Origin of the sequence: Arachnia propionica (genome assembly GCF_003859805.1) — a bacterium.
GTDB classification, from domain to species: Bacteria; Actinomycetota; Actinomycetes; order Propionibacteriales; family Propionibacteriaceae; genus Arachnia; species Arachnia propionica_C.
On sequence record NZ_RQZG01000011.1, the window covers coordinates 105,649 to 121,374 of the forward strand.

The following is a 15,726-nucleotide window of genomic DNA, read 5'->3' on the forward strand; positions in this document are numbered from 1 at the left end:
GGGGCCTCAGGGTGTGATCGACGGCGGGGCCGCATCGGCCTGCAGCCGGACCAGGTGCTCGTTGACGGCGGCGAGCAGTTCGGCGGTCTCCGTGTCCAGTGCCTTGAGTGCCTTCCGGCGGGCGGCTCCGGTGTTGCCGTGCCACGCCAGGTCGCTCCTCATCCGCAGTGCCTGCGCCTGACGGCGCCACATCGCAGGCTCCGTGGCCTCGGCTTCGATCTCGGCAACGGCATCGGCGGCGACGTCGATGGCGTTGATCCTGGCCTCGACCCGTTCCTTCGGGCTCGCGGCCTTCTTGAACTTCGCGATCGCGGCGTCAATGCCTCTGCGCAGTTCCGGGTTCTCACGAAACTCCTTCAGCAACGCGACGGTGGTGACCACGACAGGAGTTGTGGCCTTGACGAAGGTGGAGAACTTGCCCATGCCCCCAGTCTAGGAGCGCTGCCGGATCGGGATAGGGTTGGCGGGACTGCTGGCCCCGGAACCCGGGACCCAGCCGTCGACCATCGTGACGGGTGCACCGGCAGCCCGGCTGTCGTGGACCAGAGAAAGGACCAGTGATGCGCGTCGTTCACCTCAGCAGCGTCCACGACATCACCGACACCCGCGTCACCCACAAGGAGTGCGGGGGGCTCGCCGAGGCCGGGTACGACGTGGCGCTCATCAACACCCACGACGGCGACACCACCGTCGCGGGGGTTCCCGTGATCGGGCTCGGTGCGCCCCGCAACCGCCTCCACCGGATGTTGGTCAAGACCTGGGCGATCTTCCGCCGAGCGCTGAAGGAGAAGGCCGATGTCTATCACTTCCACGACCCCGAGCTGATGGGGGTCGGGCTGGCGCTTCGGCTGTGTGGCAGGAAGGTGGTCTACGACGTCCACGAGGACGTGCCGCTGCAGATCATGAACAAGACCTGGATCCCGGGCTGGGCGAAGCGACCGCTCGCCGGAATCGTGACGGTGCTGGAAGGGCTCTCCGGGCGGCTGCTCAGCGGGATCGTCGCCGCCACCCCGTCGATCGCGGCGAAGTTCCCGGCGAACAAGACGGTGGTGGTGCAGAACTTCCCGGAGAAGGGCCTGGCCACGGAGCGCAACGAGACCCCCTTCGAGGAGCGCAGCCACGCGTTCATCTACGTCGGCGGGCTCTCGGTGCAGCAGGGGCTGTTCGAGATGCTGGAGGCCGTCGCCCGGCTGCCCGAGAACCAGCGCGGCTGGGTCGCGGGGAAGTTCAAGCACGAGCGGGAACGCGCCGAGGCCCACCCCGGCTGGAGCCACGTCGAGTACGCGGGCCTGGTGCAGCGTGGGCAGATCGTCGCCGGGCTGCGCGACGCGCAGGTCGGGATCGTGCTGGACCACCCGATCAGCAACTACGTGGAGGGTTACTCCACCAAGATGTTCGAGTACATGGCCTGCGGCCTGCCGGTGCTGTGCTCCGACTTCCGGCTGTGGCAGGAGATCATCGGGGAGGCCGACTGCGGCATCACCGTCGATCCCTTCGACACCGACGCCGCGGCCGCGGCCCTGCAGCGGCTGCTGTCCGACCCGCAGGAGGCGGCCCGGATGGGCGAGAACGGCCGCCAGGCCATCCTGAGCCGCTACAACTGGGACGTCGAGTTCGAGAAGCTGCTGGGGCTGTACGAGCGGCTCTGAGCTCAGCCGGTCGAGGTCAGGCCTTCGAGGGCCTGGCCCACCGCGCGACGGAGGAACTGGGACCGCGACTCCCCCAGCCGGTCAGCAGCGTCGTCGACAGCACGGATGCGGGAGGCCCCGAGCCGGAACGAGATGGTCTCGAATTCCTCGTCGTGGAGCCGTGGCCGACCCGGGATGGGGGTTGACGTGTGTCCCGGCCACGTTCCAGCCTCGTGCTGAGCTGCGATCTCCTCCAGCTCGTCCTCGGTCAACTCGACGTCGTGACCAGTCATCCTCATCTCCTTTCGGCCCCGAACCCGGGCGGGGATCAGCCCGGGCGGGTCCACTCAATCGTGTGGCGGAAGGCAACACGTCTTCGCAGTCTCGCTCCCGGCATCACACGGGCAAGGGCACGACGCAGTTCCGCGACCCCGAGGGCGGGCTCACGCGTCGGCACGGAGTCCGGCACCGCCTCATGCCGCGGACGGGGATGCCTGAGCAGACCGATCACGGGGTTGGTCACGGCGGAGGCGAGGTCCCAGACGTGGTCGACGGGGGTCCGCGTGGCGGCCAACCCAACGGCCAGGAAGCGGCCGCCGGGGACGAGGAGTTCCCTGACCCGCCAGAGCGCCTGCTCGACGTCGAGATGGTGCAACACCGCCACCATGCAGACGAGGTCCAACCCCGGAGGCAGATCGGCCAACGGCGTCGACGTGACCGCGACGTTCGACAACGCCTCGGTTCGCTGCGACGCCTCCGCCAGCATCGCTTTGTCGACATCGGTGCCCGTCACGTGCTCGAAATGCGGGGCCAACGTCACGAGCAGCTTCCCCTGACCACAGCCGACATCGACGGCACGCTTCCTTCCCGACGGCAGGTTCCGCAGGATCCATGGGTGGAAGTACTCGTTGTGGCTCCAGGGGTGTCGGGCATTGAACTCCCGCAGCCTTTCCGCGACACCCAAGACCAGCTCCTTCCCACCCACCAGCGATTCTGCATGACGATGCACCCATGATGCGCGTCGTGGCGCCTCCCGTCAGGGGGCCACGGAGCGTCCCGCCACGGCGATGAGGGTGCGGCGCGGGAGCAGCCGCGTGACCACCCTGGCGACGAACCGGGCAGCCGGGCCGTCGACGAAACTCGGCCTGTCGGAGCGCAGCGCCCGCATCGTCGCATCCAGCAGCTGGGCCGTCGTGCGCTTCGGCCCCGCCGCGGCCGCCTCCCCGGCGACGTCGAAGAAGGCCGTGTCCGTGGCGCCGGGGCAGACCGCGAGCACGCGGATGCCGTGGTCCCGGTTCTCCGCCCACAGGGCCTCGGTGAAGGACAGCACGAACGCCTTCGACGCACCGTAGGTGGCCATGTGGGGGATCGGTTGGAACGCCGCCGTCGAGGCGATGTTCACGATCGTCCCCGCGCCGCGCTCACGCATCGGGGGCAGGAAGCGGGCCGTCAGGCCGACGAGGGTCGCGCAGTTGAGTCGGACCATCTCCTCAAGGCGTCGGGGGTCGGCGTCGTGGACGTCGCCGTGGAGCCCGAATCCGGCGTTGTTGACCAGGATCTCCACGTCGCACCGTAGCCGTTGGACCTCCTCCCACAGCCGCTCCCCCGCATCCGGGCGCGACAGGTCGAGGGCGACGATCTCGACGTGGACGCGATGTCGTTCCTGGACCTCGTGGGCCACGGCGGTCAGCCGCTCGACGTCGCGGGCGACCAGGATCATGTCATGTCCCTCGGCAGCGAGTCGACGGGCGAACTCCGCGCCGATCCCCGAGGAGGCTCCTGTGATGAGTGCAGTCATGCGATTTTCCATACCAATCAGTCGGTTTTGTTTTTGTGCGTGGCTCCGGGTGGTCGACGCCGGGCCGGGGTCCGGGCGACCGTCAGGGAGTGACCATGCCTGCGAGGAGCAGGTCGACCATGAGTCCCGCCTGACGCTCGAAGGCGTCAGCCCCCACGGAGCCGATGGCCTCCGTCGTCGACTTCAACCCGTCGAAGGCGGACACGAGAATGAGGGCCGCGTCGTCGGCGGACAGTTCCTCGCGGATCTCCCCCGCGTCCTGACCACGAACGATGATCTCCGCCACCAGGTCGACCCACGCCCGGAGCGGACCATCGTCGTCCGGCCCGCCCCCTCGGATCTGGGCCGCGAGCCGGACGACGCTCCAGCTGGCGTCCTCCTCGGCCGCCAGCCGCCCGAGGAGCCGCCCCAGCCCCCGCACCTGCGCCAGCGGGGAGGCGTGGCGGGCCACCTCCTCCCTCCCGAGGACGAGCCACGTCCGCTTGTGGTCCTCGACCACGGCGCGGGCCAGCTCCTCCTTGGAACGGAAGTGGAAGTACAGCGCCCCCTTGGTCCGCCCGGTCGCCCTCACGATGTCGTCCATCCGCGTCTCGGTGTAGCCGCGCTGGGCGAACACCCTCGACGCCGCGGCGATGATGTCGCGACGCGACGCCTCCCCCTTGGGCCCTGGTCCGGTCATGGCACCTCCTGTTCCGACCGCGATTCTAAAAACCGACCATTCGGTATGTCAATTCCATCGCGCCGTATCCCGTGCAGCCACGGTATGGTTCAGGGGTCGCCCCAACACGAGAGGTACTCGATGCAGCAACCGAAGAGGATCCTGGTCCTGGCCCCGCACACCGACGACGCGGAGCTGGGTGCCGGTGGCTCCATCGCCAAATGGCTGGAGGCCGGGGTCCACGTGCACGTCGCGGTGTTCTCCACCGCCGAGGAGTCCCTGCCCGAGGGGTCCCGCCCGACCCAGCTGGCCGACGAGTGCCACGAATCCCTCGACGTGCTGGGGGTGCCACGCGAGAACCGGACCATCCTGGGCTACCCCGTGCGCAAGCTCAGCTACCACCGGCAGGAGGTGCTGGAACACATGGTGCAGCTGGGCCGCGACATCGACCCGGACTGGGTGCTGGTGCCCTCCGGTGCCGACCTGCACCAGGACCACGCCACCATCCACGACGAGGCGCTGCGGGCCTTCAAGCACAAGACCCTGCTCGGCTACGAACTGCCGTGGAACCACATCACCTTCTCCGCGTCGGCCTTCGTGACCCTGGAACGCCGCCACCTGGAGGCCAAGTGGGCGGCCCTGACCAAGTACCGGTCGCAGCTGGAGATGGGACGCCCCTACTTCACGCCCGAGTTCCACGACTCGCTGGCCCGGGTGCGTGGCCTGCAGGTCAAGAGCGACTGGGCCGAGGCCTTCGAGCTGATCAGGATCGTGCTGTGATCGTCACCGTCCACCAGCCGAACTTCGCCCCCTGGACCGGCTACTTCGACAAGATGGTCCGTTCAGACGTCTTCGTGCTGCTGGATTCCGTCCCCTTCACCAAGGGCGGCTACCAGAACCGCGTCAAGGTCAAGGGGCCAGCCGGGCCGCAATGGCTCACCGTCCCGGTGCAGACCAAGGGACGCCTCGGGCAGCTCACCCGCGACGTCGAGACCAACGAGCTGCTGCCGTGGCGCGAGAACCACATCAAGACGACGCGGACCCTCTACGGCCGCTCCCCCGGGCATGACACCGCCTCGACGATGCTCAGCGAGGTCTACGCCAACCCGACGACGAACCTCGCGGATCTCTGCACCGACCTCATCACCCGCCTCCGCGACCACTACGCCATCCCGACACACCTGGTGCGCGCCTCCGAGCTCGAGGCGACGGGGTCGTCGTCACAGCTGCTGGCCGACATCGTGGCGGAGCTCGGCGGGGACACCTACCTGTCCGGCCCGTCAGGACACAACTACCTGGACGAGCAGCTCTTCCGGGACCGGGGTATCGAGGTGGACCACCACTCCTTCACCCCGACGCCGTACCCGCAGCCCCACGGCGACTTCGTCGGAGGGCTCAGCATGCTGGACCACCTGGCATCAGGCGCCGATCCCTGGTGGTGAACAGTTCAGTGGTCGGCAACAGTCGGAAAAGCGATGGTTGCCGACCACTGTGATCAGCTCTCCGGGCGCTCGAACTCCACGCCGTCGAGCCCCTCGGAGGCCTGCTGCAGGTTCAGCTGGCGGGCCGCCTCGGCCGTCGACTGCTGGGTGAGCTTCGCCATCGACTCGGGATCGGAGCCGTCGACGGTCTCCAGCAGCGCCGGGTCGAGTGGCGGCACCTGCACCCGGCTGATCAGCTCATGACTGGTGGCGGTGCGGTCCTCGTCGTCGCTGAACAGCACCTCGTGCATCTTCTCGTTCGGCCTGAGCCCGGTGAAGATGATCTTGATGTCCTTGCCGGAGCGCTTGATGAGGCCCTTCGCGACGTCGTGGATCTTCACCGGCTCGCCCATGTCCAGCACCAGGACATCGGCGGGCTCACCGATCGCGGCGGCCTGCAACGTCAGCTCACAGGCCTCCGGGATGGTCATGAAGAACCGCGTGATCTCCGGATGCGTGACGGTGACCGGGCCACCGGCCTCGATCTGCGCCGTGAAGGTGTGCAGCATCGACCCACGCGAACCCAGCACGTTGCCGAACCGCACCGACAACCAGGTGCGCCCCGTCCTCCTCGCGTAGTGCGCGGTCAGCTCCTCCGCCAACCGCTTGGTCTTGCCGAGCACACTCGTGGCATCGGCCGCCTTGTCGGTGGAGATGTTGACCAGCCGGTCCACGCCGTACTTCTCCGAGACCCTGAGCACGTTGAGGGAACCCAGCGTGTTGGTCTTCCACCCCTCGAGGGGATACTGCTCCAGCATCGGCAGGTGCTTCAGCGCCGCCGCGTGGAACACCACCTCGGGCCGGTGGGCCGCGAAGACCGCGTCGAGGGCCTCCATGTCACGGATGTCACACAGCACCATGTTCGGGGTGTCCAGCAGCCCCTGGTTGAAGATCGACAACTGCGTGCCGTGCAGGCCGGACTCGTCGCGATCCAGCATCACCAGTTCCTTCGGCCCGAACCGGTAGATCTGCCGGGCGATCTCCGACCCGATGGACCCGCCCGCACCGGTGACCAGCACCACCTTGCCGGAGAGATAGTCGGCGATCTCCGTCAGGTTCGTCTTGATCTGGGCGCGACCCAGCAGGTCCGTGACGTCCAGGGTGTGCAGACTCGTCACCGACGCCCGCCCGCTCACGATGTCCCGCGTCGACGGCATCATCAGCACCTTGAGATCAGCCGAGTCGGCCAGCGCCGAGACCTCCCGCTTCAGCGCCTGCTCCGCCGTCGGGATCGCCAGGATGATGGTGCGGACGTTCGCGCTGCGGCACTCGTCGATGAGCCGGTGCCGGTCTCCCAGCACCTTGGCCCCCGCCAGGTGGAGGTTCTTCTTCGCCGGATCGTCGTCGATGTACCCGACGATCTCGAACGGCGCATCCGGGTCGCCGTGGATCAGGCGGCCGAACTGTTCACCCGCGTTGCCCGCCCCGTAGACGATCACCCGCTCCGCATCGGGCCCGGACCGGGTGGTGCGGGTGGCGGCACGGAACAGGAACCGCCCCGCCGCCATCATCACCAACGCCGCGAACGGCACGGTGAACGTCATCACCCGGGGATAGCTGACCGGACCGAACATCATGAAGCACAGGGCCAGGAAGATGCCGACGGCGGCCCCGATCAAGGACAACAGGATGGCCTCCTCGAAGGAGGCGACGCTGTGACGCCCGCGGTACAGCTTGGTGACGTAGCCGAGGGACAGTTGCAGCAGCATCGCCGACCCGGCGTAGATCAGCACCAGCTGGGTCTGCTCCTCCGACAGGTCGAAGCCGTACCTCGTCGCCACCAGGGCGAACGCGGACGTCGCCCATGCCAGCAGGTCCCACAGCGCGAGCCCCATGCGGGTCCAGCGCACTCGGTTGGTCTGCACGTCAAGCCTCCAGCGTGTTCGTTCCGGGTTCGGACATCGGATCAACCTTACCGTCGGCCGCACGGCCCGTGACACCCCATCCGGCAAGGCCGGCGAAGATCACCAGCCACCACACGAAGGTCACCCCCGGGTTGCGGAACAGGTAGGTGTCGAAGAAGAACGCGGGCACGACGGCGACCGCCGCGACCAGCCCCCACCGCCACGGCTCGTCGCCACGACTGCGGACCGCGGCCCAGCAGATCGCGACCAGGATCGCCGCCAGCAGCAGCATCCCGATCACCCCGTGCTCGACCAGCACCGTGAGGAAGGTGCTGTGCGCGTGCCCGAGGATCTCACCGCTCATCCCCGCCATGCCGTACAGCCCGTTCTCGGAGGCCCACAGCAGGTCCGCGTCCACGGCGAACCACGGCCACACCCGGGCCGTCCCGGCACCACCGAGGATGCGCCCCCAGTCCTCGGCCCAGAACCCCAGGGCGATGCGGGTGGTCGCCGCCCGGTCCGGATCCCCCAGGGTGAGCAGCCTGCCGAGCAGGTCGGGGAAGACCAGGGCGACGGCGAGGACCAGCGCCAGCAGCACGCCGCCGATGAGCATCAGCTCCCGCCTGCCGACCCGGAGACGACCCGTGCCCGCCAGGACGACGGCGACGATCACGGCCACCGCGACCCCGGCGCGGGAGAAGGTCAGCACCACCAGCACCGCCAACCACACGGCCCCCAGCAGCAACGGCCGGCGTCGCCGCCTCGTGACGCGGGCCGCCGCGACGAGGAGCACGGCGGCCAGGACCAGGGCGACGCTCAGCACCGCCGGACCGCCCAGCCCGGACCCGAGCCGGTTGAAGCCGCGCGGGTGGATCAGGGCGCGCACCAGCGCCACCGTCGTCCCCACCGCGACGGCTGAGGCCAGGGCCACCAGCCAGCGGTTCAGCAGCCGGGGTGGCACGGCCGCGACCAGCAGCCAGGCGAACCCCGCCGTCGTCACGGCCTGCAGCAACGGCACCCAGGCCACCCACTCGGGCAGACACTTCTCGAACGGCTCCCCGGCACGGGTCAGCAGGCAGCGCGGGACCCCGATGGTCCTGATCGCGCACCAGGCGAACATCGTGACGGTGGCGGCGACCACCCACCGCGACCCGTCCACCAGAGGTCGTCGCCCCGCCGCCCAGGGCAGCAGGATGAGCCCGACCAGCAGGGCCGGCGCCGCACCGAGCAGCCAGGCGGTGATGCCGACGGGGTCGTCGATCATCACCTGCTGGCCGTTGAAGAGGCTGGCCACCAGCACGACGGCGGGGGCCGAACACCCGAACAGCGTCGCCACACGTCGCACGTGGTCACTCCTTCGCGGGGACCGACAGATCGGGGGTGCGTCCCTGGTCGTAGGCCCGCGCCGCCCACAGCGCCAGCAGACAGAACACCGCCAGCAGCCCGGCCATCGCCCACGAGACCACGGCCATGGTGGAGACGATGTCGCTGTGGTGGAACGCCAGGATGTACAGCGGGGTGACCATGTAGGCGATGCCGAACAGCAGCATCACGCCCTGCTTGTGGACGACGATGAACAGCATCGAGATGGGTGAGGTCGCCAGGTTGAGGAACAGCCACGGCACCAGCACCGCCGCGATGGGACCGACCAGGTCGAACGAGGGGCCGAGCACCATCGGCAGCACGACGGGGGCCAGGAAGTGGATCAGGGCGAACGGCACCACCCCGATGGCCAGGGAACGCAGGATGGAGGTGCGCACCAGCCGGAACATCTGGCCGCGCGGGGTGACCGCCATCTTCTGGAAGAACACCTGGGACAGGGCGCCGTTGATGAAGCTGAGGGGGGCCTGGATCAGCAGCCAGGCCATGCCGAAGTTCCCGACCTCCGCCTTGCCGAAGACCCGCGCGTTGAGGAAGACGATGCCGTTGAGCCGGATCGCGTCCACCAGGGCGTTGGGGCCGTTGACCAGCGGCATGCGGATGTACTTGCGGGCGACGTCGCGGCGTCTGGCCGTCGTCGGCCCGGTGATCTCGCCCCTGGTGACGAACAGCAGCCGGAGCAGCGCCGCCCCGACCCCGACGAACTGGGATGCGACGAGCCCCACGACCCTGAGGTTGAGGGCCCCGAGGCCGAGCCGCGGACCGACGATGGCCAGCGACTGGAGCATCTGGTTGCTGCTGGCGACGGTGTAGTACTTCTTGCGGTTGAGCCAGTAGCCCAGCACCGTGACCTGGGAGGTGAGGAACACCAGCGGCCCGGCCAGCCACAGCCAGCCGCCGAGCTCCGGCACTCCCAGCCAGGTGGCGACCTGGCCGCCGAGGACCAGCAGGAGCAGCGAGCTGAGCAGGGACACGACGATGTTGCACCGGGTGGCGAGCGAGACCAGACAGCGCGCCTCGTCGTCGTCGGCGGCGGGCACGATGGCGAGGTCGTAGCGCAGGGCCGCGACGGTGACCATGAAGGTCACCAGCGACAGGAAGACGTTGAACACCCCGAGCTGCTCGGAGGAGTAGAGGTGCGTGATGAACGGCTGCGCCAACAGGTTCACCACCTGCGCGAAGGCGGTGCCGGTCATCAGGGTCAGCACGTGACGCAGGAATTCACGCCCGCTGAGGAACTGACCGATGCGTGAGGCCCGGATCCTGCCCCGGATCCCCGACTGGGCAGGTTCAGGGGTCCCGGGGGCTTCAGACATGGGCCACAGTGTAGACGCTCGCCCTCGGGCCACGAGAAGGGCAGACCCGGTCCCGGACCCGCTGAGCACGAGGTCCGGCCCGATGTGCCGGGGGTCGTGTCCCTCCGACTGGTCGAGCCGGCCGGGACCTCGGGACGGGCTCTCGCGGAGGGGCCGCAGGGCCGGGCGAACCGGGGATGTCGGCCCGGGTGGCAGAATGCCGACCATGTCCTCATCCACCTGGCACAGCCGCGCCCTCGCCGTCGTGGCCCTGGCACTGCCCCCCACCGCCGCTGCCGGACCGCTGTTCGGTGTGGGCCAGGCCCAGCTGTTCCGGGTGCTGCTGGGGGTCACCCTGCTGCTCGCCGTCGTCCCGGTGCCCCGCAGCGGGCGACGCCTCCCCGCCGCCTTCCTGGCCCTGGCCGCCCTGGTGCTCGTCTCCGCCGGGATCACCCGGCTGTGGCCCGGCTGGGACGACGGCGGCCTGGTGGAGCTCGCCTCCCTGGTCGCCGGACTCCTGCTGGCCGCGGCCCTCGCCCGGGCCGGGACCTGGCGCTGGCTGGCCCTCGGGGTGGTGCTGACCGTGCTGGGACAGGCCGTCGTCGTCATCTGGGAGGTCACCTCCGGGCTGCACCTGCCGACCTTCGCCCTCACCTGGGAGGACGACCGCTTCATGGGCATGTGGTTCCAGATGGCAGGCACCTTCGCCAACCCCAACCAGCTGGGCCACCTCCTGGTCGTCGCCTTCCCCGTCACGGTCGCGGTGGTCGCGACGGAGCGGTCCTGGTGGCTGCGCGGCCCCGCCCTGCTGGCGGCCCTGCTCTGCCCGTGGCTGGTCCACGAGACCGGTTCCCGGATCTCCCTGCTGGTGCTGCTGGTCGAGATCAGCGCCGTGCTGCTGCTGGTGCGCCACGGCTGGATGGTGCTGGCCGCCGCGGCCGCGGCAGGGGCCGCGACGCTGCTGCTGCACCCCGGGGTGCTGACCGCCCTGCTGCCCGTCGACGAGGGGGAGATCAGCACCGACGACCCCCGACTCAACCTCGCCGTCAACGGTGGCTGGATGCTGCTGCGCACCTGGGGACTCGGGGTCGGCCCCGGGCAGTACGGGGCCTGGACCCTGCTGCCGGAGTCCCCACGCGAACCCTTCGGCCTGACCAACCCGCACAACGCCGTCGTCGAGATCGCCTCCCAGTACGGGATCGTCGTGGCAGCAGCCCTCCTCACCGTCGTCGTCGTGGTGCTGTGGTGGGCCCGGCAGGCCTGGCGACGGGGCGAGCGCACGCAGCGGTTCACACCACTGGCGGTGTTCCTGGTGCTGGGGCTGTGGCCCGTCATCGGGATGACGAACAGCACCTGGATGCCGCTGTCGTGGAGCGTGCTGGAGCTGGGGCTGCTCGGGGCGGTCGCGGCGAGGCTGGCTCAGGACCGCGGGGACGTCCCTGCCCCGGACTGACCCAGGGCCCGGCGAAGCCGCAGCAGCCCCACCGCCATCCGCCACACGTCGCCCGGCCGCAGCCGGGTCGCGTGCTGGCCCTGCCGGCTGGTCAGCACCACCGGGATCTCCGTCACCGCAACCCCCTGCTGCTCGGCCAGCGCGACGACCTGGGTGGAGCACAGGTACCCCTGCTCCGTGATCCGGGACACGTTGTCACGCAGCCAGTGGCCGTCGACGATCAGTGTTCCCTGCGTGTCCCCGACCCGCGACCCCAGGATCACGCCCCTGAGCACGGAGAAACCCCTCGTGGAGACGCGACGCAGGAGACCACGCTCCACCACCGAGTCGGGGTGGGCCTTCGAACCGATCGCCAACCCCGACCTGGGCTGCGCCCACCAGCCGTCGATGTCGCTGGTCCCGAACGGCAGGTCATCAGCCGTCAGCACCACCCGGTCCGCCCGAGACGCCTCGATCCCGCGACGGTACGCCGCCCCCATCCCCTTCCCGGAGCGGAGCACGGCGACGGTGAAGGTCTCGGATGCGCACTCACCGGCCAGGCGCGTCGCCAGGTCGTGGGTGGCATCGGTGGAGGCGTTCTCCACGATCAGCACCCCGGTGTGCACCTCTCGTCCGGCTCCCCAGTCCCGAAGAACCCGGACCGTCTCCTCGAGCACCGTCTCGGAGTTGTGCGCCGGGATCACGAACTCCACGGTCCCGGGACGCGGCACCGGTTCGGCCTGCGGGCGGGTCGCCTGCTCCGTCGGGAAGACGAGGAAGCGGTACAGCGGATAGTTCCACACCGTGGTCATGAGCGTGCACAGGATCTTGGCCACGGCGGTCGGGACCCCGAGGCCCTCCACCAGCAGCTGCATCACCAGTGTCGTCGCCGCCCAGTTGAAGCCCACCAGCATGAGGTACTTCACCAGCGAGGCACCGATGTTGCGTCCGCCCTGGAAGGCGAAGGAACGCTGCAGGGTGAAGTTGACCACGAATCCGGCCCAGTAGCCGCAGGCCACCGCCAGCCACAGGGCGATGCCGAGATGGTCGCGCAGCACGACGGTGACCACGAGGTCCACGACGAAGGCCAACCCACCGACCCCGACGTACCGCAGGATCGTGTTGCGCCACAGGGAGACCAGCGCACCGGTCACACCGGCCTGCCCGGTTTCATTCGTCCTCGTCATGTGCATCTCACCTGATGAATCCGTGTCCCATCAGTTCATCGAACATGGCCGGTCGGAGATGATCGGGGTGAACTGCACCGAATCGTCGAGCCCATGGTACACACGCAGCTGCTCGTAGGTCCGCTCCACGTGGGGTGGCCAGTAGTACCACGTGAGATCCCCGCAGGGCAGCCGTTGCGGGATGAGGATCTCCGAGATCTCGCCGCGCCGGGCCTGAGCGATCTGCTCCTCCACCTCGTCCCAGGCACTGCGGTTGACCGCCAGCTGCGTCGCCGAGAACACCGCACCCTCCACGCCGACGAAGACCTGCACCCCCAGCAGCATGGCCGCGAGGTGCTGTCGCCGCAGCAGCGGCAGGAGGTCCGCCGCCAGGACGGCGGCCAGGAACCCGAGCAGCAGCAGTGCCGCCAGGCTGGCCCGTTGCAGGTGCCCGAACTCGGGGCGGGCCAGCAGCACCGTCACCCCCAACGTCCCGAGGAAGGCCGCCGCCACCAGCCCGGGCAGTGGACCACACCGCTGCGGGATCCGTCGGAGGGCGAGCCACACGACGACGCCGAGCAGTGCCACGCTCAGCGCCAGGATCACGACCTGGTGGGGGCGGGTCAGGTCCCGCAGCTGCGGCACGCTGTCCGGCACCATGTGCGCGACGGCGTACCGGAACCGCCAGGACACCAGGATCAGGAGCCCCAGGAGTGGCAGCACCGACCAGGCACCGACCCGTCGCATCCGGGACTCGTGGGCGTGCCCCGTCAGCGCCAGCACCAGCACCGCCGCGATCACCAGCACCGTGAGGACCAGGTAGTAGGTGTAGTGGTCGCTGAGCGCTGCGGCGGCCCGCTGCAGCTTGTCCACCACCCCGACCAGGCCGTCGGCCTCCAGGCTGTGCTCCTCACGGTCGGCCCGGTTCCACAGTCCCGGCGCCTGCACCTTCAGGTACATCCCGTAGCAGGTGGGCACGACGACCAGCAGGTTCCGCCAGTCCCGCCACTGCCGTCTCAGCCACCACAGACCGGCCGCCACCAGGCAGCAGCAGGCGATGCTCACCATCTCGTGCATCACCATCGTCACCACGATGACCGGGGCGGCCAGCACCTCCCAGATCACCGACCCGGGCCTGCCGGAGACGCGCCGCAGGAAGGGCAGGAAGGCCAGCAGGGCCAGGTTCACGGGGATGACGTAGTTCCACACCGCGGCGGCCAGGAAGATCGACTCGCCGGCCAACCGGTGGTGGGTGCCCACCATGACGAAGGGCACCAACGCGAAGAGACCGAACTCGGCCCAGAACCGGTTGCGTGGCTCGTCGTCGTGCCCGGGGCGCGCGATCCGGTACCACAGCCACATCAGCACCGTCATCAGCACGTAGGAGACCGCCATGATGAGGCGCATCACCGTGTCGCCGAGGGCGAAGTAGACAGGGCCCAGACCGTCCGCGAGCCTGCCGTTGTACCGGTACCAGGCGTCCTCCATCACCTTGCTGATGCCCTCGCGGGTCTGTGCCCCACCGGGCAGATTCGACGCCGTCGCGAAGAACCGGTCGTCGCCCATGAGGACCGGCAGCCGCCACAGCAGCACCCACACCACTGTCAGCAACGCGACGGCCAGCATCAACTGCACCCATCGGTGCCCTCCACCTGGCCTCGCCGCCCGGCGGGCACCCGTCGTGCTGGTCATGTCCCCTCCGAGATCGGTCAGCTCGACACAGTACCGAGAGGACCCCCCACTCTGCAATCATCCGGTGCCGTCTTCTGCCATGCGACGCCGCCCCGTAGGCTTGGCCGCATGGCCACCCATCTCCCGAACCGCCTCGTCTACACCACCACCATCCCCGGAAGCGCCGCCGGGTTGCTGCGCGGGCAGCTGCAGTGGATGGCCGAGCAGGGCTGGGACGTCCACCTGGTCACCTCCGACGGCCCGGAGCTCGACGTCGTGCGCAGCTGGCCGGGTGTGACCTGCCACGTGCTCGAGATGGAACGTGACCCCTCCCCCGTCAAGGACCTGAAGGCCCTCGTGGAGTGGGTGAGGCTGCTGCGCAGGCTCCGTCCCGGGGTGATGAACCTCGGCACCCCCAAGGCCAGCCTGCTGGGTGGCATCGCAGCCTGGTTGACGAAGGTTCCCCGCCGCGTGCAGATCGTGTGGGGGCTGCGCCTGGAGGGTTTCACCGGGGTGAGGAAGGCGGTCTTCTGGGCCTTCGAGGCCCTCACCATGGCGACGATGACCCACGTCGTCCCGATCTCCGACAGCCTGAGAAACCGGATCCTCGCCCTGCGGCTGACCCCACGGCGTCGTCTCACCGACGTGGTGGGCTCCGGCAGCAGCAACGGGGTGGATGCCGCCGCCATCCAGGCCGGGGCCAACCGGGAGGCGACCAGGCAGCGGCTCGGCATCGGTGAGGACGCCTTCGTCGTCGGTTTCGTCGGCAGGCTGGTGGCCGACAAGGGCATCCCGACCCTGATCACTGCCCTGCAGGATCCCCGGCTGGCGGATGTCACCTGCCTCATCGTCGGCAACGAGGAGGAGGGTGGTCTCGCCGATGAGATGCGTGCCACGCATGTCAACGTCATCTGGGCCGGGTACGTGGAGGAGCCCTGGGGGGAGCTCTCGGCGATGGATGTGTTGACCCTGCCCACCAAACGGGAGGGCTTCCCGAACGTGGTGCTGGAGGCCGCCTCGGCCGGGGTGCCGACCGTGACCACCCGCGCCACCGGGGCCGTCGACGCGGTGATCGACGGCGTCACCGGCATCCAGTTCGACTTCGGCGATGCCGTCGCCCTGGCCGATGCGTTGGTGCGGCTGCGGGACGACCCCGAGCTGAGGGCCAGCATGGGGCAGGCCGCGCGACGACGTGCCGAGACCGAGTTCGCGCCGACGCGGGTGTGGCGCGGCGTGGACCGGATCCTCCGGTCCTGAGTCCGGCTACCGTGCCACGTCGCGGTACTGCTCCTCGTAGGCCAGGGCGCAGGCATCCGCGGTGAACCGCGCCGCCTCAACACGACCCCCCGCCGCCAACCGATCCGCCAGACCCC

Annotated in this window: 15 protein-coding genes; 5 read left to right on the forward strand and 10 right to left on the reverse strand. The window is 69.4% G+C overall.

The window, feature by feature from the left end; translation table 11 throughout:
* Positions 1-6 precede the first annotated feature (6 nt).
* Complete coding sequence (locus tag EII34_RS10390; protein WP_124845087.1) at positions 7-423, reverse strand: hypothetical protein; 417 nt, start codon at positions 421-423, stop codon at positions 7-9.
* A 137-nt stretch (positions 424-560) separates the two neighbouring features.
* Between EII34_RS10390 and EII34_RS10395 the strand changes: the two genes are divergently transcribed.
* Positions 561-1,649, forward strand: coding sequence for a glycosyltransferase family 4 protein (locus EII34_RS10395; RefSeq protein ID WP_124845088.1), 1,089 nt, complete (start codon positions 561-563; stop codon positions 1,647-1,649).
* 2 nt (positions 1,650-1,651) lie between these two features.
* Here the strand turns inward: EII34_RS10395 and EII34_RS10400 are convergent, their stop codons facing one another.
* From EII34_RS10400 to EII34_RS10415, 4 genes are all read right to left on the reverse strand, one after another.
* A complete protein-coding gene (locus EII34_RS10400) occupies positions 1,652-1,921 on the reverse strand; it encodes a ribbon-helix-helix protein, CopG family (protein ID WP_221620271.1) in 270 nt (89 codons plus the stop codon).
* Positions 1,922-1,956: 35 nt separating this feature from the next.
* The gene (locus tag EII34_RS10405) at positions 1,957-2,592 is read right to left on the reverse strand and encodes a class I SAM-dependent methyltransferase (protein ID WP_260425124.1); all 636 of its coding nucleotides are present in this window, start codon (positions 2,590-2,592) and stop codon (positions 1,957-1,959) included.
* 72 nt (positions 2,593-2,664) lie between these two features.
* Positions 2,665-3,426, reverse strand: a complete 762-nt coding sequence (locus EII34_RS10410) for an SDR family NAD(P)-dependent oxidoreductase (RefSeq protein ID WP_124845090.1) — start codon at positions 3,424-3,426, stop codon at positions 2,665-2,667.
* A gap of 82 nt (positions 3,427-3,508) precedes the next feature.
* Positions 3,509-4,105 carry a TetR/AcrR family transcriptional regulator gene (locus tag EII34_RS10415; protein ID WP_124845091.1) on the reverse strand — a complete coding sequence of 199 codons (597 nt, stop codon included), beginning with the start codon at positions 4,103-4,105 and terminating at the stop codon, positions 3,509-3,511.
* 120 nt (positions 4,106-4,225) lie between these two features.
* On the opposite strand from EII34_RS10415, the gene EII34_RS10420 reads away from it, so the two are divergent.
* Positions 4,226-4,864 carry a PIG-L deacetylase family protein gene (locus tag EII34_RS10420; RefSeq protein WP_124845092.1) on the forward strand — a complete coding sequence of 213 codons (639 nt, stop codon included), beginning with the start codon at positions 4,226-4,228 and terminating at the stop codon, positions 4,862-4,864.
* Positions 4,861-5,526: a WbqC family protein gene (locus EII34_RS10425; protein ID WP_124845093.1), complete on the forward strand. Its 666-nt coding sequence runs from the start codon at positions 4,861-4,863 to the stop codon at positions 5,524-5,526. The genes EII34_RS10420 and EII34_RS10425 overlap by 4 nt, the downstream gene beginning before the upstream one ends.
* Positions 5,527-5,579: 53 nt before the next feature.
* Here the strand turns inward: EII34_RS10425 and EII34_RS10430 are convergent, their stop codons facing one another.
* The 3 genes from EII34_RS10430 to EII34_RS10440 are packed head-to-tail and all read right to left on the reverse strand — an operon-like array spanning position 5,580 to position 10,105.
* Positions 5,580-7,430 (reverse strand): polysaccharide biosynthesis protein, encoded by a 1,851-nt coding sequence (locus tag EII34_RS10430; RefSeq protein WP_260425125.1) that lies wholly within the window; start codon positions 7,428-7,430, stop codon positions 5,580-5,582.
* A gap of 1 nt (position 7,431) precedes the next feature.
* The gene (locus EII34_RS10435; RefSeq protein ID WP_124845094.1) at positions 7,432-8,754 is read right to left on the reverse strand and encodes an O-antigen ligase family protein; all 1,323 of its coding nucleotides are present in this window, start codon (positions 8,752-8,754) and stop codon (positions 7,432-7,434) included.
* 4 nt (positions 8,755-8,758) lie between these two features.
* The gene (locus EII34_RS10440; RefSeq protein ID WP_185711290.1) at positions 8,759-10,105 is read right to left on the reverse strand and encodes a lipopolysaccharide biosynthesis protein; all 1,347 of its coding nucleotides are present in this window, start codon (positions 10,103-10,105) and stop codon (positions 8,759-8,761) included.
* A 205-nt stretch (positions 10,106-10,310) separates the two neighbouring features.
* Here EII34_RS10440 and EII34_RS10445 point away from each other — a divergent pair, with 205 nt between their 5' ends.
* The gene (locus tag EII34_RS10445; RefSeq protein WP_124845096.1) at positions 10,311-11,537 is read left to right on the forward strand and encodes an O-antigen ligase family protein; all 1,227 of its coding nucleotides are present in this window, start codon (positions 10,311-10,313) and stop codon (positions 11,535-11,537) included.
* Here the strand turns inward: EII34_RS10445 and EII34_RS10450 are convergent.
* Positions 11,504-12,703, reverse strand: coding sequence for a GtrA family protein (locus EII34_RS10450; protein WP_260425126.1), 1,200 nt, complete (start codon positions 12,701-12,703; stop codon positions 11,504-11,506). The two genes, EII34_RS10445 and EII34_RS10450, sit on opposite strands and share 34 nt — an antisense overlap.
* Before the next feature lie 30 nt (positions 12,704-12,733).
* Complete coding sequence (locus tag EII34_RS10455; RefSeq protein WP_124845097.1) at positions 12,734-14,374, reverse strand: DUF6056 family protein; 1,641 nt, start codon at positions 14,372-14,374, stop codon at positions 12,734-12,736.
* Positions 14,375-14,482: 108 nt separating this feature from the next.
* Between EII34_RS10455 and EII34_RS15990 the strand changes: the two genes are divergently transcribed.
* The gene (locus EII34_RS15990) at positions 14,483-15,610 is read left to right on the forward strand and encodes a glycosyltransferase family 4 protein (protein WP_185711291.1); all 1,128 of its coding nucleotides are present in this window, start codon (positions 14,483-14,485) and stop codon (positions 15,608-15,610) included.
* Positions 15,611-15,726 lie beyond the last annotated feature (116 nt).

Coding starts and splice junctions, on each gene's coding strand:
- EII34_RS10440 (WP_185711290.1), bottom strand. CDS start 10,105: ATGTCTGAAGCCCCCGGGACCCCTGAACCTGCCCAGTCGGGGATCCGG.
- EII34_RS10415 (WP_124845091.1), bottom strand. CDS start 4,105: ATGACCGGACCAGGGCCCAAGGGGGAGGCGTCGCGTCGCGACATCATC.
- EII34_RS10400 (WP_221620271.1), bottom strand. CDS start 1,921: ATGACTGGTCACGACGTCGAGTTGACCGAGGACGAGCTGGAGGAGATC.
- EII34_RS10390 (WP_124845087.1), bottom strand. CDS start 423: ATGGGCAAGTTCTCCACCTTCGTCAAGGCCACAACTCCTGTCGTGGTC.
- EII34_RS10395 (WP_124845088.1), top strand. CDS start 561: ATGCGCGTCGTTCACCTCAGCAGCGTCCACGACATCACCGACACCCGC.
- EII34_RS10450 (WP_260425126.1), bottom strand. CDS start 12,703: ATGACGAGGACGAATGAAACCGGGCAGGCCGGTGTGACCGGTGCGCTG.
- EII34_RS10410 (WP_124845090.1), bottom strand. CDS start 3,426: ATGACTGCACTCATCACAGGAGCCTCCTCGGGGATCGGCGCGGAGTTC.
- EII34_RS10420 (WP_124845092.1), top strand. CDS start 4,226: ATGCAGCAACCGAAGAGGATCCTGGTCCTGGCCCCGCACACCGACGAC.
- EII34_RS10445 (WP_124845096.1), top strand. CDS start 10,311: ATGTCCTCATCCACCTGGCACAGCCGCGCCCTCGCCGTCGTGGCCCTG.
- EII34_RS10455 (WP_124845097.1), bottom strand. CDS start 14,374: ATGACCAGCACGACGGGTGCCCGCCGGGCGGCGAGGCCAGGTGGAGGG.
- EII34_RS15990 (WP_185711291.1), top strand. CDS start 14,483: ATGGCCACCCATCTCCCGAACCGCCTCGTCTACACCACCACCATCCCC.